Origin of the sequence: Streptomyces cynarae (genome assembly GCF_025642135.1) — a bacterium.
Classification (GTDB): Bacteria; Actinomycetota; Actinomycetes; order Streptomycetales; family Streptomycetaceae; genus Streptomyces; species Streptomyces cynarae.
The window spans coordinates 4,912,247-4,931,658 of record NZ_CP106793.1 but is presented as its reverse complement, the minus strand read 5'-3'; the positions used below and the strand labels follow the sequence as shown (position 1 = coordinate 4,931,658).

Annotated in this window: 18 protein-coding genes; 8 read left to right on the top strand and 10 right to left on the bottom strand. The window is 70.6% G+C overall.

Features of this window, described 5'->3' with window-relative positions; translation table 11 throughout:
• Positions 1–10 precede the first annotated feature (10 nt).
• From folP to N8I84_RS22610, 5 genes are all read left to right on the top strand, one after another.
• Complete coding sequence (gene folP / locus N8I84_RS22630; RefSeq protein ID WP_263231216.1) at positions 11–898, top strand: dihydropteroate synthase; 888 nt, start codon at positions 11–13, stop codon at positions 896–898.
• Positions 895–1,395, top strand: a complete 501-nt coding sequence (locus N8I84_RS22625) for a nuclear transport factor 2 family protein (protein ID WP_263231214.1) — start codon at positions 895–897, stop codon at positions 1,393–1,395. Before folP ends, N8I84_RS22625 begins: the two co-directional genes overlap by 4 nt.
• 275 nt (positions 1,396–1,670) lie before the next feature.
• Complete coding sequence (gene folB / locus N8I84_RS22620; RefSeq protein WP_263231213.1) at positions 1,671–2,030, top strand: dihydroneopterin aldolase; 360 nt, start codon at positions 1,671–1,673, stop codon at positions 2,028–2,030.
• Positions 2,027–2,638, top strand: coding sequence for a 2-amino-4-hydroxy-6-hydroxymethyldihydropteridine diphosphokinase (gene folK / locus N8I84_RS22615; protein WP_263231212.1), 612 nt, complete (start codon positions 2,027–2,029; stop codon positions 2,636–2,638). Before folB ends, folK begins: the two co-directional genes overlap by 4 nt.
• A 77-nt stretch (positions 2,639–2,715) precedes the next feature.
• Entirely contained in the window at positions 2,716–3,201 is a 486-nt protein-coding gene (locus tag N8I84_RS22610) for a DUF3180 domain-containing protein (protein WP_263231211.1), read from the top strand.
• A 73-nt stretch (positions 3,202–3,274) separates the two neighbouring features.
• Here the strand turns inward: N8I84_RS22610 and folE are convergent, their stop codons facing one another.
• From folE to dacB, 6 genes are all read right to left on the bottom strand, one after another.
• On the bottom strand, positions 3,275–3,880 hold the full coding sequence (gene folE / locus N8I84_RS22605; protein ID WP_263231210.1) for a GTP cyclohydrolase I FolE: 606 nt from the start codon (positions 3,878–3,880) through the stop codon (positions 3,275–3,277).
• Positions 3,881–4,015: 135 nt separating this feature from the next.
• Complete coding sequence (gene ftsH, locus N8I84_RS22600; RefSeq protein ID WP_263231209.1) at positions 4,016–6,043, bottom strand: ATP-dependent zinc metalloprotease FtsH; 2,028 nt, start codon at positions 6,041–6,043, stop codon at positions 4,016–4,018.
• A 230-nt stretch (positions 6,044–6,273) separates the two neighbouring features.
• Complete coding sequence (gene hpt / locus N8I84_RS22595) at positions 6,274–6,834, bottom strand: hypoxanthine phosphoribosyltransferase (protein WP_103840506.1); 561 nt, start codon at positions 6,832–6,834, stop codon at positions 6,274–6,276.
• Positions 6,835–7,063: 229 nt separating this feature from the next.
• Positions 7,064–8,110, bottom strand: coding sequence for a tRNA lysidine(34) synthetase TilS (gene tilS / locus N8I84_RS22590; protein WP_263231208.1), 1,047 nt, complete (start codon positions 8,108–8,110; stop codon positions 7,064–7,066).
• Between the two features lie 204 nt (positions 8,111–8,314).
• Positions 8,315–9,448 carry a zinc-dependent metalloprotease gene (locus N8I84_RS22585; protein ID WP_263231207.1) on the bottom strand — a complete coding sequence of 378 codons (1,134 nt, stop codon included), beginning with the start codon at positions 9,446–9,448 and terminating at the stop codon, positions 8,315–8,317.
• A 142-nt stretch (positions 9,449–9,590) separates the two neighbouring features.
• The gene (dacB, locus tag N8I84_RS22580; RefSeq protein WP_263231206.1) at positions 9,591–11,234 is read right to left on the bottom strand and encodes a D-alanyl-D-alanine carboxypeptidase/D-alanyl-D-alanine endopeptidase; all 1,644 of its coding nucleotides are present in this window, start codon (positions 11,232–11,234) and stop codon (positions 9,591–9,593) included.
• 79 nt (positions 11,235–11,313) lie between these two features.
• On the opposite strand from dacB, the gene N8I84_RS22575 reads away from it, so the two are divergent.
• The gene (locus N8I84_RS22575) at positions 11,314–11,805 is read left to right on the top strand and encodes an inorganic diphosphatase (RefSeq protein ID WP_200422385.1); all 492 of its coding nucleotides are present in this window, start codon (positions 11,314–11,316) and stop codon (positions 11,803–11,805) included.
• A 129-nt stretch (positions 11,806–11,934) separates the two neighbouring features.
• Positions 11,935–13,692 carry a threonine/serine exporter family protein gene (locus N8I84_RS22570; RefSeq protein ID WP_390898934.1) on the top strand — a complete coding sequence of 586 codons (1,758 nt, stop codon included), beginning with the start codon at positions 11,935–11,937 and terminating at the stop codon, positions 13,690–13,692.
• Between the two features lie 39 nt (positions 13,693–13,731).
• Here N8I84_RS22570 and N8I84_RS22565 read toward each other — a convergent pair whose 3' ends face one another.
• A complete protein-coding gene (locus N8I84_RS22565) occupies positions 13,732–14,679 on the bottom strand; it encodes a DedA family protein (protein WP_263231205.1) in 948 nt (315 codons plus the stop codon).
• Between the two features lie 183 nt (positions 14,680–14,862).
• Positions 14,863–15,624, bottom strand: a complete 762-nt coding sequence (locus N8I84_RS22560) for a MerR family transcriptional regulator (protein ID WP_263231204.1) — start codon at positions 15,622–15,624, stop codon at positions 14,863–14,865.
• 168 nt (positions 15,625–15,792) lie between these two features.
• Here N8I84_RS22560 and N8I84_RS22555 point away from each other — a divergent pair, with 168 nt between their 5' ends.
• Entirely contained in the window at positions 15,793–17,205 is a 1,413-nt protein-coding gene (locus N8I84_RS22555; protein ID WP_263231203.1) for a glutamate decarboxylase, read from the top strand.
• Between the two features lie 21 nt (positions 17,206–17,226).
• Here N8I84_RS22555 and N8I84_RS22550 read toward each other — a convergent pair whose 3' ends face one another.
• Both N8I84_RS22550 and N8I84_RS22545 read right to left on the bottom strand, forming a co-directional pair.
• On the bottom strand, positions 17,227–17,766 hold the full coding sequence (locus N8I84_RS22550) for a DinB family protein (RefSeq protein WP_263231202.1): 540 nt from the start codon (positions 17,764–17,766) through the stop codon (positions 17,227–17,229).
• A 100-nt stretch (positions 17,767–17,866) separates the two neighbouring features.
• The gene (locus N8I84_RS22545; protein ID WP_263231201.1) at positions 17,867–19,330 is read right to left on the bottom strand and encodes an aldehyde dehydrogenase family protein; all 1,464 of its coding nucleotides are present in this window, start codon (positions 19,328–19,330) and stop codon (positions 17,867–17,869) included.
• Positions 19,331–19,412 lie beyond the last annotated feature (82 nt).

Here is a 19,412-nt window from a genome sequence, read left to right as displayed (position 1 = left end):
CGCTGAACGTATGAGCACGAAGAGTGGGCGGGGCCGCGTGGCCGGTCTTCCGGCGTGGGACCGCTGTGCGGTCATGGGGGTCGTCAACGTCACCCCCGACTCCTTCTCCGACGGCGGCCGCTGGTTCGACACCACCGTCGCCGTCAAGCACGGCCTCGACCTGGTCTCCGAGGGCGCCGACCTCGTCGACGTCGGCGGGGAGTCCACCCGCCCCGGTGCCACCCGTGTCGACGAGGCCGAGGAGCTGAGGCGGGTCATCCCCGTCGTGCGCGGTCTCGCCTCCGAGGGCGTCACGGTCTCTGTCGACACCATGCGCGCCCGTGTCGCCGAGCAGGCCCTCGCCGCCGGTGCCGCCCTCGTCAACGACGTCAGCGGCGGACTCGCCGACCCCACGATGATCCCGGTCGTCGCGGCCACGGGCGCCCCCTTCGTGGTCATGCACTGGCGCGGCTTCCTGCAGGGCGGCAACGTCAAGGGCGTCTACGAGGACGTCGTCACCGAGGTCGTGGACGAGCTGCACGCGCGCGTGGAGGCCGTCCTCGAGGGCGGCATCGCCCCGGACCGCATCGTCGTCGACCCCGGTCTCGGCTTCTCCAAGGACGCCGAGCACGACCTGGCCCTGCTCGCCCGCCTGGACCGCCTGCTCGGCCTCGGCCACCCCCTCCTGGTGGCCGCCTCCCGCAAACGGTTCCTCGGCCGCGTCCTGGCCGGCCCCGAGGGCGCACCCCCGCCCGCACGGGAACGCGACGCCGCCACGGCCGCCGTCTCCGCACTCGCCGCGCACGCCGGCGCCTGGGCCGTGCGCGTGCACGAGGTGCGCGCGACGGCGGACGCCGTACGCGTCGCCCGCGCCTTGGAGGACGCACGCACGACCGGAACCCCCGAAGGAGCCCGGTGAGCACCGCCCACACGGACGTCGAACAGGTCGAACTGGCCAACACGGCCTTCTACGAGGCCATGGAGCGGGGGGACTTCGAGGAGCTGTCCTCGCTCTGGCTCGCCCCCGCCGACCTGGGCGTGGACGAGGAGTACCACGACCCGGCCGACACCGGCGTGGTCTCCTGCGTCCACCCGGGCTGGCCCGTCCTGACCGGACGCGGCGAGGTCCTGCGGTCGTACGCGCTGATCATGGCGAACACCGACTACATCCAGTTCTTCCTCACCGACGTCCATGTCTCCGTGACCGGCGACACCGCCCTCGTGACGTGCACGGAGAACATCCTCAGCGGCGGCCCGTCCCCCGACGGCGGCGAGGAGCCGGGCCCGCTCGTCGGTCAGCTCGTGGTCGCCACGAACGTGTTCCGCCGCACGTCCGACGGCTGGAAGCTCTGGTCGCACCACGCCTCCCCCGTGCTGACCGAAACCAGTGACGACGAGGAGGACGACTCCGTCTGAGAGGACGACTCCGTCTGAGGGGTGGACGGCCCGCGCGAGTGGGTAGGCGGCCTGAAGTGGTCGGAATCACCTACTCCCGGGTATGGGCGGCTACCCGGTCATGAGCCACCGTGTTCCCCAGGGGAAACGCCCGATGAGCCCTCCCGCCGGTGCCGTCGGCGCGCGCCCCCGTGGGCCGACGGTGTCAGTGCTCGCAGGTAGATTCATTCGAGGCCGGTGTACCGTCCGCATCCGGTGAGAATCGGCCGCTACCGACGATTGCAGGAGTGATTCGCGTGGATCGTGTCGCGCTGCGCGGCCTGAAGGCCCGCGGGCACCACGGCGTGTTCCCCAAGGAGCGCGAGGAGGGCCAGACCTTCATCGTCGATCTCGTCTTGGGCGTGGACACCCGGCCGGCCGCGACCGACGACGACCTGACGAAGACCGTGCACTACGGCGTGGTGGCCGAGGAGGTCGTCGCCGTGGTCGAGGGGGAGCCCGTGAACCTCATCGAGACGCTCGCGGAGCGCATCGCACTGTCCTGCCTGAAGCACGCCCCGGTCCAGGAGGTCGAGGTCTGCGTCCACAAGCCGGACGCCCCGATCACGGTCCCCTTCGACGACGTGACCGTCACCATCACCCGGAGCCGAGTATGAGCGCCTTCTTCGCCGGGGGTCAGAGCGACCCGACCGTCCAGCCGGTGCCCACCTCCGTCGTGGAGAAAGTGGACGCCGCCGACACCACCCTGCAGAACCCGAAACGGGCCGTGATCTCCATCGGCTCGAACCTGGGCAACCGCCTGGAGAACCTCCAGGGCGCGATAGACGCTCTGGAGGACACGCCGGGCGTCCGCGTCAAGGCGGTCTCGCCGGTGTACGAGACCGAGCCGTGGGGCGTGGCCCCCGGCAGCCAGCCGGCGTACTTCAACGCGGTGGTCGTCGTGAAGACGACCCTGCCCCCCTCCTCCCTGCTGGAGCGGGCGCACGCCGTCGAGGAGGCCTTCCACCGGGTGCGCGACGAGCGCTGGGGGGCGCGCACGTTGGACGTGGACATCGTCGCGTACGCCGACGTGGTCTCCGACGACCCGGTGCTCACGCTGCCCCACCCGCGCGCCCACGAGCGGGCCTTCGTCCTCGCGCCGTGGCACGACCTCGACCCCGAGGCCCAGCTGCCCGGCCGCGGCCCGGTGGCACACCTGCTCGACGCCGTCGCCCGCCACGGGATCACGCCCCGCGCCGACCTGGAACTCCGGCTGCCCGAGTAGTCGTTAAGGTCTACCGGGCCGGGGCCTCCCGGATCACCGCCCCGTGCGACCGACGGCCGGGCCGACGAAGGGACATCGTGAAAGAGCTGCGCGTCAGGACGCTGGTGGCGGTGTTCGTGGTGGCCGGAGTGCTGTCCTGGGCGGGCGCCCGCCTGTGGGACGCCGTGGGCACACTGCCCCGGGTCCCACTGGCCGCGCCCGTCGTCCTCGCCCTGATCGCCGTGGTCCTGCTGGCCACGGCGCTCTCCCTGCGCGCCCGCCTCAAGGCCCAGCGGGAGCGCCGCCAGGACGCGAAGGGCGTCGACCCGCTGATGGCGGCCCGCGCGGTGGTCTTCGGCCAGGCCAGCGCCCTGGTGGCGTCCCTGGTCGCCGGCATGTACGGGGGCACGGGCGTCTTCCTCCTGGGCTCCCTGGACCTGCCCTCCCGCCGCGACCAGGCCATCTACGCGGGCTTCTCGGTCGTCGCGGGCATCGCGGTCATAGCGGCCGCCCTGTTCCTGGAGCGGGTCTGCAAGCTCCCCGAGGACGACGACCACGACGGCAACGCGGCACCCGTCTCCTGATAGACGGCGCTGAGCGCGGTCAGCGCCGTCACCGCCGTCAGCGCCGTCAGCGCCGTCAGCGCCGTCAGCGCCGTCAGCGCGCCAGTATCAGGCTCATCGCCTCGGCGCGCGTCGTGGCGTCCCGCAGCTGGCCGCGCACGGCCGACGTCGTCGTCTTGGCGCCCGGCTTGCGGATGCCGCGCACGGACATGCACATGTGCTCGGCCTCGATGACGACGATGGCGCCCCGGGCCTCGAGTATGCGCATGAGCGAGTCGGCGATCTGCGTGGTGAGTCGTTCCTGCACCTGCGGCCGGCGAGCGAACACCTCGACGAGACGCGCCAGCTTCGACAGTCCGGTGATCTTTCCGCTCTCGGCCGGGATGTAGCCGACATGGGCGACACCGTGGAACGGCAGCAGGTGGTGCTCGCAGAGGGAGACGATCTCGATGTCCTTGACCAGGACCATCTCGTCGTGGCCCAGATCGAACGTCGTCGTCAGTACATCCTCGGGCTCCTGCCTGAGCCCGGCCAGAAGTTCCCGGTACGCCCGTGCCACCCTGCCCGGGGTCTCCCGCAGCCCCTCTCGGTCCGGGTCCTCCCCGACCGCGATGAGCAGCTCCCTCACGGCGTTCTCCGCACGCTTCTCGTCGAACTCGCCGATCGTGCTCTCGCCGTTCAGCGTCACCGGGTCGGTCATGTGGTGCCTCGTTCCTGCGCCTGTGACGCGCACGGGTCGCGCGTCTCATCCGCGGCCCTGCCAAAACCGGCCGCGCCCCCCAGGCTAGAACCCTGGGGGGCGCGGCCGAAATTCCGGGGCCGGTGGGACCCCTGTTCAGCTCTCGCGGCGGTCCTCCGGAGACGCCTCCGTGGAGGTGACGGACTCCGCGGCGTTCGCGATCGCCGGCGTCGCGCCGTTCGACCCGTTCGTCAGTGCCAGCTCCTTGGGGGAGAGCACCGGCGGGCGGGTGGACGGCGTGCGGCGCGAGGAGCCGGTCCAGGCGGGCCGCGGCGGGCGCTTGACGATCGGGGCGAAGATCTCGGCGATCTCCTCCTTGCCCAGGGTCTCCTTCTCCAGCAGCTGGAGCACCAGGTTGTCGAGGACGTCGCGGTTCTCGACCAGGATCTCCCAGGCCTCGTTGTGCGCCGTCTCGATGAGCTTCTTGACCTCCTCGTCCACCAGCGCGGCGACCTCTTCCGAGTAGTCGCGCTGGTGAGACATCTCACGGCCGAGGAACGGCTCGCTGCCGTCGCTGCCGAACTTGATCGCACCGAGGCGCTCGGTCATGCCGTACTGCGTGACCATCGCGCGGGCCAGGTTGGTGGCCTTCTCGATGTCGTTGGCGGCACCGGTGGTCGGGTCGTGGAAGACGAGCTCCTCGGCCGCGCGGCCGCCCAGCATGTAGGCCAGCTGGTCCAGCATCTCGTTGCGCGTCGTGGAGTACTTGTCCTCGTCCGGGAGGACCATCGTGTAGCCGAGGGCGCGGCCGCGGGACAGGATCGTGATCTTGTGGACCGGGTCGGAGTTCGGCGAGGCCGCCGCGACCAGGGCGTGGCCGCCCTCGTGGTACGCGGTGATCTTCTTCTCCTTGTCCGACATGATCCGGGTCCGCTTCTGCGGGCCCGCGACCACGCGGTCGATCGCCTCGTCCAGCATCCGGTTGTCGACCAGCTTCTTGTCGCTGCGGGCCGTCAGCAGCGCGGCCTCGTTCAGGACGTTGGCGAGGTCGGCGCCGGTCATGCCGGGGGTGCGGCGGGCGACGGCCGACAGGTCGACGTCCGGGGCGACCGGCTTGCCCTTCTGGTGGACCTTGAGGATCTCCAGACGGCCCTGCATGTCCGGGCGGTCGACCGCGATCTGGCGGTCGAAGCGGCCGGGGCGCAGGAGGGCCGGGTCGAGGATGTCGGGGCGGTTGGTGGCCGCGATGAGGATCACGCCGCCCTTGACGTCGAAGCCGTCCATCTCGACGAGCAGCTGGTTCAGGGTCTGCTCGCGCTCGTCGTGACCGCCGCCGAGGCCGGCGCCGCGGTGGCGGCCGACCGCGTCGATCTCGTCGACGAAGACGATCGCCGGGGCGTTCGCCTTGGCCTGCTCGAACAGGTCACGGACCCGGGAGGCACCGACACCGACGAACATCTCGACGAAGTCGGAACCCGAGATCGAGTAGAACGGGACACCCGCCTCGCCGGCGACGGCACGCGCCAGCAGCGTCTTACCGGTACCGGGCGGGCCGTAGAGCAGCACGCCCTTGGGGATCTTCGCGCCGACCGCCTGGAACTTGGCCGGCTCCTGCAGGAACTCCTTGATCTCCTGGAGCTCCTCGACCGCCTCGTCCGCACCCGCGACGTCCGAGAACGTCGTCTTGGGGGTGTCCTTGGTGATGAGCTTCGCCTTCGACTTGCCGAAGTTCATCACCCGGGAGCCGCCGCCCTGCATCTGGTTCATCAGAAACAGGAAGACGACCACGATCAGGACGAAGGGCAACAGGGAGAGCAGGATGCCGACGAAGGGGTTCTGCTTGGACGGCGAGACCGTGTAGCCCTTCGGGATCTGCTTGTTCTGGTACTTGTCCTGCAGGGCGTTGGCCAGCTGGGCGCCCTGGTCGCCGATGTAGCTCGCCTGGATCTTGGAGCTGCCGTCGACCTTGACGCCGTCCTTGAGCGAGACCTTGATGACCTGCTCGTCGCCGGTGGTCAGCTTGGCCGAGTCGACCCTGTTGTCATTGATCGCCTGGACGACCTTGCCGGTGTCCACCGTTTTGTAGCCGCCTGAAGAGCCGACGACCTGCATCAACACGACCACGGCAAGGACGGCCAGCACGATCCACATGACCGGCCCACGGAAGTATCGCTTCACGTCCATCCATACGGAGCGGTGCCGCCCCGTCCCTCCTGCCATAGTGAGTTTGATAAAAACAGTTCTTCCGACGGTACCCCAGGATCGTCGCCCTCAGCCGCAGGGGACTACCGGCAATACCGCCCACGCATCTCCAACGGCGCGAAACCCGTTGTGGTTCCCGAACGTCCTACAAAGACCGGAATCCGGGATCCGGCCGCCGCGCGGACGGCCGGGAGCGCCGGGCCACGGAGGGTTCAGCCGCCGTAGACGTGGGGCGCGAGAGTACCGACGAACGGGAGGTTGCGGTACTTCTCCGCGTAGTCGAGACCGTAGCCCACGACAAATTCGTTCGGGATGTCGAATCCGACCCATTCGACGTCGATGGCGACCTTGGCGGCGTCCGGCTTGCGCAGCAGCGTGCACACCTTCAGCGACTCGGGCTCGCGGGAGCCGAGGTTGGAGATCAGCCAGGACAGGGTCAGCCCGGAGTCGATGATGTCCTCGACGATCAGGACGTGCTTGCCCTTGATGTCGGTGTCGAGGTCCTTGAGGATCCGCACGACGCCGGAGGACTGCGTTCCCGCGCCGTAGGAGGACACGGCCATCCAGTCCATCGTGACGGGGGTGGACAGCGCCCGGGCGAGGTCGGCCATGACCATCACCGCGCCCTTGAGAACGCCGACGATCAGCAGGTCCTTGCCCGCGTACTCCGCGTCGATCTTCGCGGCCAGCTCGGCCAGCTTCGCGTCGATCTCTTCCTTGGTGATGAGCACCTGCTTGAGGTCGGCACCCATGTCTTTCGCGTCCACCCGCATCACTTTCGGTCGTCCCGCCGCTTCGATTGCTCGCGCGCGTCCGGTGTGGCGCCGTGCCGCCGTCGAGGGCCGACCGCGGCCGGTCACCCGCGCGGCGGCAGCCGCATGGCGACTACTGCCCGCGGCGTGCCCGCGCTCTTCCTCGCGACAGCGGCGCGCCCCTCGGCCCGCTCGCGTGGCTGACCGACCCCCGAGGGGCGGCCGGGCGCCTCCCGCAGGGGGCGTGTTCTCAGCCTTGCCGAATCACCAGTCTGCCACCCTGCCGCTGAGCGACGACTTTGCCCGGGAGATTGATGGCCCCCTGACCCCGCCAGCCGGTGATCAGCCGGTCGACCTCCTCGATGTGCCGGGCGAAGAGGGACCCGGCCGGGGCGCCCGCCTCGATGGCGGCTCGGCGCAGGATGCGGCGGCGGACGGCGGGAGGCAGGGCGTAGAGCTTGGCGCACTCCAGGAGCCCGGAGGCGTCGCGGACGGAGGCCTCGGCCTGGCTGGCCCAGGCGTCGAGGGCGTCGGCGTCGTCGCGGGAGAGCTGCGCCGTGCGGGCGAGGGCTTCGACGACGCCTTTGCCGAGCGCCTTCTCCAGGGCGGGCAGGCCCTCGTGGCGGAGCCGGGAGCGGGTGTAGGCCGGGTCGGTGTTGTGCGGGTCGTCCCAGACGGGCAGCGACTGGGTCATGCAGGCCTTGCGGGCGGTCTGCCGGTCGATGTGGAGGAAGGGGCGGCGGTAGCGGCCGCCGGACCCCGAGACCGCGGCCATCCCGGACAGGGAGCGGGTGCCGGAACCGCGGGCGAGGCCCAGCAGGACGGTCTCGGCCTGGTCGTCGCGGGTGTGCCCGAGGAGGATCGCGGTCGCGCCGTGGCGGTCTGCGGCGGCGTCCAGGGCGGCGTAGCGTGCGTCACGGGCGGCGGCTTCGGGACCTCCGCCACGGCCGACGGTGACGGCGACGGACTCGACGGGGTCCAGGCCCAGTCCGCGCAGGCGCAGGACGACCTCGGCGGCGCGCAGGTCGGAGCCGGGCTGCAGGCCGTGGTCGACGGTGATCCCGCCGGCGGAGATGCCGAGCTTGGGTGCTTCGAAGGCGAGGGCGGAGGCGAGCGCCATGGAGTCGGCGCCGCCCGAGCACGCCACGAGCACGAGCGGCGCGGACGGGCGCTCGTGGGGCGGACGGCCGATCGTCACGTGCTCTCTCGGCCGCTCGGCGGTCTGCTCGGTCAGGATGTCGTGGAGGACGCGGCGGACCGCCAGGCGTATCGCCGCGACCGCGGGATGGGGACCCATGTCCGGTTCCCTTCATGAAGTTGTGTCGGGGGGTGAGCCCGAAGCCGGTCACTCAGAGTGTGTAGATGGTGACAGAAACGGGCCGTTCCCCGAGCATTGCACGCCTGTCCCAGGCTCACGGTCCCTCGGAAGGGTGATTGGCGGAGCGTTGACCTGCCGACGGCCGGATTACTTCACTCCGGATTCATGGCTCTCACTCCGGGTTCACGATTCCGCCCTGCGGTGCACCCGTGCGACCCAGTCCGCCGGTTTGGCGATCTCCGCCTTGGTCGGGAGGGTGTTCGGGGAGGTCCACACACGGTTGAAGCCGTCCATGCCGACCTGCTCGACGACCGCCCGCACGAACCGCTCGCCATCGCGGTACTGCCTGAGCTTGGCGTCCAGGCCCAGCAGCTTGCGAAGCGCCAGGTCCAGACGGGAGGCGCCCCTGGCGCGGCGCTGCTGGAACTTCTCGCGGATCTCGGCGACGCTCGGCACGACCTCCGGTCCGACGCCGTCCATCACGAAGTCGGCGTGTCCCTCCAGGAGCGACATCACCGCGGTGAGCCGGGCGAGGATCTCCCGTTGGGCGGGAGTCTGCACGAGTTCCACGAGGGAGTGGCCGTCGTCGCCCTCCTCGCCCTCCGGCCGGCCCCCGGCGAGCGACTGGACGGCCTCCCTGATGCGCTCGAGGACGGTCATGGGATCGATGTCGGTCTCCCCCAGGAACGCCTGGATCTCGCCCTCCAGGTGGTCACGCAGCCAGGGCACCGCGGTGAACTGCGTGCGGTGCGTCTCCTCGTGCAGACAGACCCAGAGGCGGAAGTCGTGCGGGTCCACGTCCAGCTCGCGCTCGACGTGGACGATGTTCGGCGCGACCAGGAGCAGACGGCCGCCGCCGTTCTCGCCCGCGGGCAGCTCGCGGGTGGGCGGGGCGAAGGTCTCGTACTGTCCGAGCACGCGGCTGGAGAGGAACGACAGCAGCATGCCCACTTCCACGCCGGTGACCTTGCCGCCGACGGCGCCGAGGACGGCCCCGCCGGGCGTGCTGCCGCGGCGCTGCGACATCTTGTCGAGGAGGGGCTTGAGGATCTCCCGGAACCCGGCGACGTTCGCCCGGACCCAGCCGGGGCGGTCGACGACGAGGACCGGGGTGTCGTGCACACCCTCTTCACCCATACGAGTAAAGCCCCGGACGTGTTCCTCCGAGGCCTTCGCGTGGCGGCGCAGCTCGGCGACGACGGCCCGGGCCTCGTCGCGGCTCACTTCGGGGCCCGGCCGCACGAGCCGGGTCGCGGTCGCCACCGCGAGATTCCAGTCGACCATCCCAGGAGATCCGGCACCACCGATGCTCGTCATGTGTCAACGGTACGTGAGCGCTGCCGCTGGGGGCAGGGTCGAAAGAGCTCGGCCGGGGCTGGAGTCTTGGCCGGGCTGTGCCCGGTGGTGTGGGCTGTGCCCACCCTCCCCCGAGCTGTAGGACGACCGCCCACAGCGGTCTTCAGCGGCAGCCGCAGGACGCCAGGGTCGCTGCCGTGTGGTCCAGGGCCGTTCGCGCCGTCGTCTGGTCCATCGATCCTTCCGTCAGGAACGCGAACGCCAGGAGGTGGCCGTCCGCGTCGACCACCGTCCCGGCGAGCGTGTTGATGCCGGTCAGGGAGCCCGTCTTGGCGCGTACGAGGCCCACGCCGGAGTGTTCGGCGGCGTCCGCGTAGCGGTCGCTGAGGGTGCCCGTGAAACCCGCCACCGGCAGACCCGTGAGGACGGCGCGCAGCTCGGGGTGGGACGGGGAGGCGGCGGTCGCCAGCAGGGCCGTCAGCACGTCCGCGGTGAGCTTGTCGTCGCGGTCGAGGCCGCTGCCGTCGTGGAACTGCGAGCCGCCGACCGGCAGGCCCAGCTTCTTCAACTGGGCGGAGATCGCCGCCGCGCCCCCGTCGAAGCTCGGGCTGCCGCCGGTGGCGAGGGCGGTCTGGCGGGCGAGGGCCTCGGCGATGTCGTTGTCGCTGTTGGTGAGCATCCGCTCGACGACGGCGGACAGGGGCGGCGACTGGACGGAGGCCAGCGCCTCCGCGCGCGCCGTCGCCTTCGCCGGGCCGGGCTGCGAGGTCTTGACGCCGTGGCCCTGGAGCAGTCGGGCGAACGTGCGGGCCGCGTCGGCCGCCGGATCCGTGCCGCGCGGGGCCGGCCCGCTGGAGGTGTCGTCCGTGCGGCCCTCGTCGGCCATCAGGGCCGTGACCGGGGCCAGGTTGTCGTTGACCCCGATGGGGTGCAGGGCCGGGCCCGTGAACAGGGAGGTGTCGTACGAGAGGGTCACCGAGGTCAGGTGGCGCCTCTTCAGGGCGGCGGCGGTGTCGTCGGCCAGGGTGCGCAGGCTCGCCCAGCCCCCGGTCTGCTTGCGGGCGGTCAGCGTCGGGTCGCCGCCGCCGACCAGGACCAGGTGGTCACCGCCGGGCTCCAGCACCGCGCGCGTGGTGAAGCGGTGGTCGGCGCCCGCCGCGGAGAGCGCGGCGACGGCCGTGGCGATCTTCGTGGTCGATGCGGGGGTCAGCGCGTCGTCCACGCCCTTGGCGTACAGGCGCTTCCCGGTGGCCACGTCGACGACCGCGGCGCTGCGCCGGGTGCCGAGGGAGGGGTCGCGCAGGAGCGGGTCGAGTACGGCGGCGAGGGGCTTGTCCTCGGGGGCGGACTTGGTGGTGGCGCCACCGAGGGCGACGAGCACGGAAGCGGCGCTCGGGGCGGGGGCGGGCGCGACCGCCGCCGTACCGGCCCCGTGATCTGTGCCACCCCGGCGGTCCCACGCTGCGGCGAGGTCGCGCTCGGCCGTACGCTGGCCGGAGGAGTCCCAGGGACCGGCGGCGGTCACGGCGCCGGCCGCGAGCGCGAGGCCCACGGTGGCGGCGACGGCCGCCAGCTGCGGGGTCGACAGCCGCCCGTAGGGCGGGCGTACGGTGCGCGCGACCCGCGCGACGTGCGGTTTCGCCACCCCCGTGATTCGTGTCACACCGGGTCGGGCGGTTGCGGTGATCCGCCGGGCGCGGGGTTCCACGGCCTGGGCCATGCGCGTGAGATGCGGTTTCACGGCCTGCGCGACCCGTGCCAAACGTGGTCCCGCGGCCCGCCAAGGACCCAGCTCCGGCACGACCACCAGCCCCTTTCGCGATCACACTCATGCGTGAGGGACACTTAACCACCAGAACTATGTGCTGATCATGGAGGAGCCACCGGTGGAGTTCGACGTCACGATCGAGATCCCGAAGGGTTCGCGGAACAAGTACGAGGTGGACCACGAGACCGGTCGTATCCGCCTCGACCGTCGACTCTTCACCTCGACCAGCTACCCGGCCGACTACGGCTTCGTGGAGAACACCCTGGGTGAGGACGGCGACCCGCTGGACGCTCTGGTCATCCTGGAGGAGCCCACCTTCCCCGGCTGCCTCATCAAGTGCCGCGCCATCGGCATGTTCCGGATGACGGACGAGGCGGGCGGCGACGACAAGGTGCTGTGCGTGCCCGCGTCCGACCCGCGCGTGGAGCACCTGCGGGACATCCACCACGTCTCCGAGTTCGACCGCCTGGAGATCCAGCACTTCTTCGAGGTCTACAAGGACCTGGAGCCCGGCAAGTCCGTCGAGGGCGCCGACTGGGTGGGCCGCACGGACGCCGAGGCCGAGATCGAGCGCTCGTTCAAGCGGTTCAAGGAGCACGGCGGTCACTGACCCCTCCCGACCTCCAGCGGGCCGCGTGACCCTTCCGGGTGACGCGGCCCGCTGGCGTAGGTGCGCATACTGGGGCGCACGGGAGGTACCCACGGGACACACGCGCACGGAAGGGCAAGGCACAAGCAGGTGGCGGAGCCGGACGGGGTGGGCCGCAAGCCGCGGTCGGACGAGGCGAGGGGCGTGTTCGCGCCCGACGGGCATGTCGGGAGCGAGTCCGCCACGACCCTGGCCTTCCCCGTCCCCGCGAGCGTGGGCGCGCCGGCGGCGGTCGGCGGCGAGTCGTCCACGACGTCGGAGTTCGCGATCCCCGAGGGCCTGGACGTCCCCGCGGCCGGCGCCGACTCCGAGGCCACGTCGGAGTTCGCCCTCCCGGAGGGCCTCCAGGTCCCGCAGCCGCCCACCGCCGAGCCGGACGGGTCCGCATTCAGCCCGCCGAGCACGTACAGCGCCCGCAGCGCTCCGGCGGCCTTCACGCCACCCTCCGGGATTCCCGCGGTGCGGCTCACCAAGGAGGCGCCCTGGCAGGACCGGATGCGCGCGATGCTGCGTATGCCGGTGACCGAGCGGCCCGCGCCGGAGCCCGTGCAGAAGATCGGCGAGTCGGGTCCCGCCGTGCCGCGGGTGCTGGACCTGACCCTCCGCATCGGCGAACTGCTGCTGGCGGGCGGCGAGGGCGCCGAGGACGTGGAGGCGGCGATGTTCGCGGTCTGCCGGTCCTACGGCCTCGACCGCTGCGAGCCGAACGTCACCTTCACCCTGCTGTCGATCTCCTACCAGCCGTCCCTGGTGGACGACCCCGTGTCGGCCTCGCGGACGGTACGTCGCCGGGGCACCGACTACACCCGCCTTCAGGCCGTGTTCCGGCTCGTGGACGACCTCACCGATCCGGAGACCTCGATCTCCCTGGAGGACGCCTACCGGCGGCTCGCGGAGATCCGCCGCAACCGGCACCCCTACCCCGGCTGGGCGCTGACCGGGGCCAGCGGGCTGCTCGCCGGTGCGGCCTCCATGCTCGTCGGCGGAGATCCGATCGTGTTCGTCGCGGCCGCGCTGGGCGCCATGCTCGGCGACCGGCTCGCGTGGCTGTGCGCGGGCCGCGGGCTGCCGGAGTTCTACCAGTTCTTGGTGGCCGCGATGCCGCCGGCCGCGATCGGTGTCGCGCTCACGCTGGCCCATGTGCCGGTGGCCGCCTCCGCGGTGATCACCGGTGGGCTGTTCGCGCTGCTGCCCGGCCGAGCCCTGGTCGCGGGCGTGCAGGACGGGCTGACCGGCTTCTACATCACCGCCGCGGCGCGCCTGCTGGAGGTCATGTACTTCTTCGTGGGCATCGTCGCCGGCGTCCTGGTGGTCCTCTACTTCGGGGTGAAGCTGGGCGCCGAACTCGACCCGAACGCGGCCCTGCACCTCGCCGAGCGGCCGGTCGTCCAGATCGTGGCGTCGATGCTGCTGTCGCTGACCTTCGCCGTACTGCTCCAGCAGGAACGGTCCACCGTGCTGTGGGTGACCCTCAACGGCGGCGTCGCGTGGAGCGTGTACGGGGCGCTGCACTACCCGGGCGGGCTGTCGCCGGTCGCCTCCACGGCCGTCGCGGCCGGGCTGGTGGGACTGTTCGGGCAGTTGCTGTCGCGCTACCGGTTCGCGTCCGCGCTGCCGTACACGACCGCGGCGATCGGGCCGCTGCTGCCGGGCTCCGCCACGTATTTCGGGCTGCTGTCGATCGCCCAGAACAACGTCGACAAGGGACTGGTGTCGTTGGCCAACGCCGTTTCTCTGGCGATGGCCATCGCGATCGGGGTGAACCTGGGGTCGGAGATCTCCCGGCTGTTCCTGCGGTTCGGGTCCGCCGGGGGGCGCCGGGCCGCCAAGCGGACTCGAGGGTTCTGAGCACCGCCGGGTGATGAGCCCCAGGGAAGGCGCGCGCCCCTAGTAGCCCTGGTTGTACGGGTACTGCTGCTGCGGCTGCTGGTACTCCTGCGGCACCTGCTGCCCGTACTGCTGGGGGTACTGCTCCTCGGGGTACTGCTGCTGGGCGTACTGGTCCTGGGCGTACTGCTGCTGCGGGTACTGCTGGTAGTCGTAGCCCGAGCCCTGGTTTTGATTCTGGTTCTGGTTCTGGTTGCCGTACTGCTGCGGGTACTGGCGGTCGGCGGAGATGCGGCGCAGTTGGGTCGTCGCGTCGTCCATGACCGGGGGCCGGGACTGATTCTGGGCCTGGGCCTGGGGTTGGGGCTGCGGTTGCGGCGCGCTCTTCTTCGCCTGGGAACGCGCCCGCAGGAACTCGATGATGATCGGGATCACCGAGACGAAGACGATCAGGATCAGGATCAGCTCGATGTTCTTGTGGACGAACGCCACGTTGCCCAGCCAGGAGCCCAGCAGCGTGACGCCCGCGCCCCACAGGACGCCGCCGATGACGTTGAACACCAGGAACGAGCGGTACTTCATGCCGCTGACGCCGGCGATGATCGGCGTGAACGTGCGCACGACGGGCACGAAACGGGCCAGCACCAGGGACTTCGGACCGTGCTTCTCGAAGAACTCGTGCGCCTTGGCGACGTTCTCCTGCTTGAAGAGGCGGGAGTCCGGGCGCCTGAAGAGCGACGGGCCGACCTTCTTGCCGAACATGTAGCCCGCCTGGTCGCCCAGGATCGCGGCGAGGCAGATCAGGCCGATCGCCCCCCACAGCGGGAACTTCATCGTCCCCGCGGTGATCAGCAGGCCGCAGGTGAACAGCAGCGAGTCACCCGGCAGGAAGAAGCCGATGAGCAGGCCCGACTCGGCGAAGACCACCAGGAGCAGACCCCAGATGCCGAAGGTGTCGAGCAGGTGATTCGGATCCAGCCAGCTCGGTCCGAGGGCAAGCGACATCACGGTTCCGGGCTCCTGAGGGGTGAGGGGACGTACGTGCGGCGTCCTGGGGCGGCCGTCACGCAGGCACTGGCCGGACAAAGCTATCAACGCACAGTGTCCCCGGCAGGTTCCCCCGGTGTCCCCGCAATGCACTGTGCGGGAACTGGGTCACAGCTGTGCCGCCCCCTCATCCCCCTTGTCCGCTCAGCCCTCGTGGCGGGCCGCGTTCGCCACGATCGCGTCCCTGAGGTGCTCGGCGAGGCCGGGGCGCATGGAGTCGTAGTACGCCTTGAAGCGCTCGTCGGAGATGTACATCTCCGCGAAACACCGGTGCATCTCGTAACGGACCTCGAAGTACCACCTGCTGATGTGCTGACGGTGTTCCTCGGCCAGTTCCATCGCGCGCTCGCCGGTGGGCGGTTCCCCGGCGGTCATCAGGGCGACGTAGCGCTCCTCCCAGGCGTCGACCTCGGCCTTGATGCGCTTCCAGTCGTCCTTGCTGTAACGGGCGGCGCGGCGCTGCGACTCGGCGTACGCCTCCGTACCGCCCCAGCGCTGCTCGGCCTCCTCGGCGTACTGCTCCGGGTCCTTGTCCCCGAAGACCTCGAACCTCTCATCGGGCGTGAGGTTGATCCCCATCTTGTGTGCCTCCATGGCGTGCTCCACGGCTGCCGCCATCTTCCGCAGTTTCTCGATCCGGTCCGTCAGCAGCGCGTGCTGGCGCCGCAGGTGCTCCTGCGGGTCCGTGTCCGGGTCGTCGAGCAGGGCGGCGACCTCGTCGAGCGGGAAGCCGAGTTCTCGGTAGAACATGATCTGCTGCAGCCGGCCGAGGTCGGCGTCGCTGTAGCGCCGGTGACCGGCGTACGTGCGCTCACTGGGTGTGAGAAGGCCGATCTCGTCGTAGTGGTGCAGCGTGCGCACGGTCACACCGGCGAAGCCGGCCACCTGGCCCACCGAGTAGCTCACTTCCGCTCCCTTCTGGGTACGTGCCCCAGCCTCGGCCCTCACGTCGCGTGAGGTGCAAGGGGATACACCTGCGCGCGGACGGAACCATGATTCGTTGAACCATCGAGACCGGCGACGAGGAAACCGACGCGTCACCGGCTCCGCCTACGCGATGGGAGACGCGACGCCATGCCGCTCCACACTGGCCCGGGGAAGCCCGACGAGCGCCCGAGGTCGATGAACCCCTTCTACGGGGAGGCCAATCCGGTCGTCGAGATGACCGAGGCGCCGCCCAGGCACCGGTTGCCCGCGGGCCCGATGCTGCCCACGACCGCCTACCAACTGGTCCACGACGAACTGATGCTGGACGGCAACTCGCGGCTGAACCTCGCCACCTTCGTCACCACCTGGATGGAGCCCCAGGCCGGCGTGCTGATGAACGAGTGCCGGGACAAGAACATGATCGACAAGGACGAGTACCCGCGCACCGCCGAGATGGAGCGCCGCTGCGTGGCGATGCTCGCCCACCTGTGGAACGCGCCGGACCCGGAGGCGGCCGTCGGCTGTTCGACGACCGGGTCCAGCGAGGCCTGCATGCTCGCCGGGATGGCGCTGAAGCGGCGCTGGGCGCGGCGGAACGCGGACCGCTACCCGTCCAGGGACGCCCGCCCGAACCTGGTGATGGGCGTGAACGTACAGGTCTGCTGGGAGAAGTTCTGCAACTTCTGGGAGGTCGAGGCGCGCCAGGTGCCCATGGAGGGCGACCGGTTCCACATCGATCCGCAGGCCGCGGCGGACCTGTGCGACGAGAACACGATCGGGGTCGTCGGCATCCTCGGCTCCACCTTCGACGGATCCTACGAGCCGATCGCGGAGCTGTGCGCGGCTCTGGACGCCCTCCAGGAGCGCACCGGTCTGGACGTCCCCGTGCATGTGGACGGTGCTTCCGGGGCCATGATCGCGCCGTTTCTCGACGAGGACCTCGTGTGGGACTTCCGGCTGCCGAGGGTCGCGTCGATCAACACCTCGGGGCACAAGTACGGGTTGGTCTACCCGGGCGTGGGCTGGGCGCTGTGGCGGGACGACGAGGCCCTGCCGGAGGAACTCGTCTTCCGCGTCAACTACCTGGGCGGCGACATGCCGACCTTCGCGCTGAACTTCTCCCGGCCCGGGGCCCAGGTGGCCGCGCAGTACTACACGTTCCTGCGGCTGGGCCGGGAAGGGTACCGGGCGGTCCAGCAGACCACGCGGAACGTGGCGCGGGGCCTCGCCGAGCGGGTGGAGTCGCTCGGCGACTTCCGGCTCCTCACCCGTGGCGACGAGCTGCCGGTGTTCGCCTTCACGACGGCACCGGACGTGGAGGCGTACGACGTCTTCGACGTCTCGCGGCGGCTGCGCGAGTACGGCTGGCTGGTGCCCGCGTACACCTTCCCCGCCAACCGGCAGGACCTGTCCGTCCTGCGCGTCGTGTGCCGCAACGGCTTCTCGACGGACCTCGCGGACCTGTTCCTCGAGGACCTGACCCGCCTGTTGCCCGAACTCAGGCGCCAGCCGTACCCGCTGACCCGTGACAAGGAGGCGGCCACGGGCTTCCACCACTGATCCGCCGCCGGCCGGCCCGGCTCACCCCGCCTGTGCCAGGGCCACCAGTTCGAACGCCGTCTTCCCGTCGAGGGACTCCCGGAGGATGTCCGCGTGCCCCGCGTGCCGGGCCGTCTCGCGGATCAGGTGGAGCATCACCCAGCGCATGGAGACCCGCTCGTCCGGCGGGAACCAGGGGTCGTTCGGCAGCGGGAAGGTGTCGTCGAGGCTCGGCACGGCGCGGATGAACGCCTCGGTCCCGGCCGCGACCTCCTCCCAGTACGCGAGCTGCGAGGCAACCGTCTCGCCGTCGAGGAGCTGGAAGCACTCGTGCCAGTTCGACTCGTCCCGCTTGACCGCGGGGGGCTCCCCCTTGGCCCGGGCGATCCAGGTCTGTTCGACCTCGACGACATGCTTCAGCAGGCCTCCCAGGGACAGCTCACTGGCGCTCGGGCGGGTCCTGGCCTGCTCCTCGGTCAGCCCCAGCACCGCCCGGCGGATCCCGCCGCGCTGCTCCTCCACGAACGACAGGAGCGCCCCCCGCTCGTCTCCCTGCGCCTCGGCTCGTACGTGCGTGACCATGGCTGCCGCCTTTCGTCGATCCGGTTCTCCCTGACACCTGAGACGCTACGGGCCCTTGCGGTCAGCTTCTGTCCGCAAGGGCCCGCCGCTTACGCGGAGACTAGAAAGGGAACGCGCTCCGCCCGTGCTGGATCGAGATCCACTTCAGCGTGGTGAAGGCGTCCAGCGTCGTCTCGCCGTTCAAACGGCCGATGCCCGAGTTCTTCTCGCCGCCGAACGGGACCAGCGGCTCGTCGTGGACCGTGCCGTCGTTCACGTGGAACATGCCCGTGTCGATCTGCTGCGCGAAGGCGACACCGCGCTCGACGTCGGCGGTGTGGACGGCGCCGCTGAGGCCGTACGGGGTGTCGTTGACGAGGCGGACCGCCTCCTCCTCGCCGTCGAAGGGGATGAGCAGCGCGACCGGGCCGAAGATCTCCTGCCGCAGGATGGGGGAGCCGGCGGGGACGTCCGTGAGGACGGTCGGCTCGACCAGGTTGTCGGTGGTCGCGCCGTGCACCAGCGCCGTGGCCCCCTCGGCGATCGCCTGCTGCACCACACCGGTGATCGCGTCCGCCTGCGAGGAGTTGATGACCGGCCCGATGACGGTCTCCGCGTCGCGCGGGTCGCCCGCCTTCAGCGACTTCACCTTGGCGACGAACTTCTCGGTGAACTCCGCAAGCAGCGAGCGGTCCACCAGGACGCGGTTGGCGGCCATGCAGACCTGGCCCTGGTGCACGTACCGGCTGAAGACGGCCGCGTCGACCGCGTAGTCGACGTCCGCGTCGTCCAGGACCACCAGCGCGCTGTTGCCGCCGAGTTCCAGGACCGAGCGCTTGAAGTGGGCGGCGCAGACGGTCGCGACATGGCGGCCGACCTTGTCGGAGCCGGTGAAGGAGATCACCTTCGGGATCGGGTGCTCGAGGAACGCGTCGCCTATCTCCGCTATGTCGGTGATCACCACGTTGAGCAGTCCGCCCGGGAGCCCCGCGTCCTCGAAGATCCTGGCGACCAGGGAGCCGCCGACGACCGGCGTGTCCTGATGCGGCTTGAGGACGACGCCGTTGCCGAGCGCGAGCGCAGGGGCGACCGACTTGATCGCCAGCAGGAACGGGAAGTTGAACGGGCTGATCACGCCGACGACGCCGACGGGCACGCGGTAGAGACGGTTCTCCTTGCTGTCGACGGGCGAGGGGAGGATCTTGCCCTCGGGGCGCAGCACCAGCTGGATCGACTCGCGCAGGAACTCCTTGGCGAGGTGCAGCTCGAAGGCGGCCTTCAGCCGGGTGCCGCCCAGCTCGGCGATGATCGCCTCGGTGATCTCGGCCTCGCGCTCCTGAAGGAGCCCGAGCGCCTTCTCGAACACCGCGCGGCGTGCGTAGGGGTTGGTGGCGGCCCACTCCTTCTGCGCGGCCGCGGCGGCCCGGTAGGCCTCGTCGACCTCTTCGACCGTGGCTATCGTGATCGACGCCAGCTTCTCGCCGTCGTACGGGTTGAAGTCGATGATGTCCCAGGAGCCGGTGCCCGGGCGCCACTCACCGCCGATGTACTGCCGAGCCAGATCGGTGAAGTAGGACGACGACATGTGATCCCTCAATCCCTTTGCAGCCGAAGCAGACACCCGTTTCCGCACCCGCGCTCACGTCACGGCCTGATCGGGCGTCATC

What these genes read in the sequence shown, in the direction of transcription:
- folE (WP_263231210.1), bottom strand. Translation starts at nt 3,880, where the DNA reads ATGACCGACCCGGTGACGCTGAACGGCGAGAGCACGATCGGCGAGTTC.
- tilS (WP_263231208.1), bottom strand. Translation starts at nt 8,110, where the DNA reads ATGGGTCCCCATCCCGCGGTCGCGGCGATACGCCTGGCGGTCCGCCGC.
- folK (WP_263231212.1), top strand. Translation starts at nt 2,027, where the DNA reads ATGAGCGCCTTCTTCGCCGGGGGTCAGAGCGACCCGACCGTCCAGCCG.
- ftsH (WP_263231209.1), bottom strand. Translation starts at nt 6,043, where the DNA reads ATGGACGTGAAGCGATACTTCCGTGGGCCGGTCATGTGGATCGTGCTG.
- N8I84_RS22585 (WP_263231207.1), bottom strand. Translation starts at nt 9,448, where the DNA reads ATGACGAGCATCGGTGGTGCCGGATCTCCTGGGATGGTCGACTGGAAT.
- N8I84_RS22545 (WP_263231201.1), bottom strand. Translation starts at nt 19,330, where the DNA reads ATGTCGTCGTCCTACTTCACCGATCTGGCTCGGCAGTACATCGGCGGT.
- N8I84_RS22555 (WP_263231203.1), top strand. Translation starts at nt 15,793, where the DNA reads ATGCCGCTCCACACTGGCCCGGGGAAGCCCGACGAGCGCCCGAGGTCG.
- folP (WP_263231216.1), top strand. Translation starts at nt 11, where the DNA reads ATGAGCACGAAGAGTGGGCGGGGCCGCGTGGCCGGTCTTCCGGCGTGG.
- N8I84_RS22550 (WP_263231202.1), bottom strand. Translation starts at nt 17,766, where the DNA reads ATGGTCACGCACGTACGAGCCGAGGCGCAGGGAGACGAGCGGGGGGCG.
- hpt (WP_103840506.1), bottom strand. Translation starts at nt 6,834, where the DNA reads ATGCGGGTGGACGCGAAAGACATGGGTGCCGACCTCAAGCAGGTGCTC.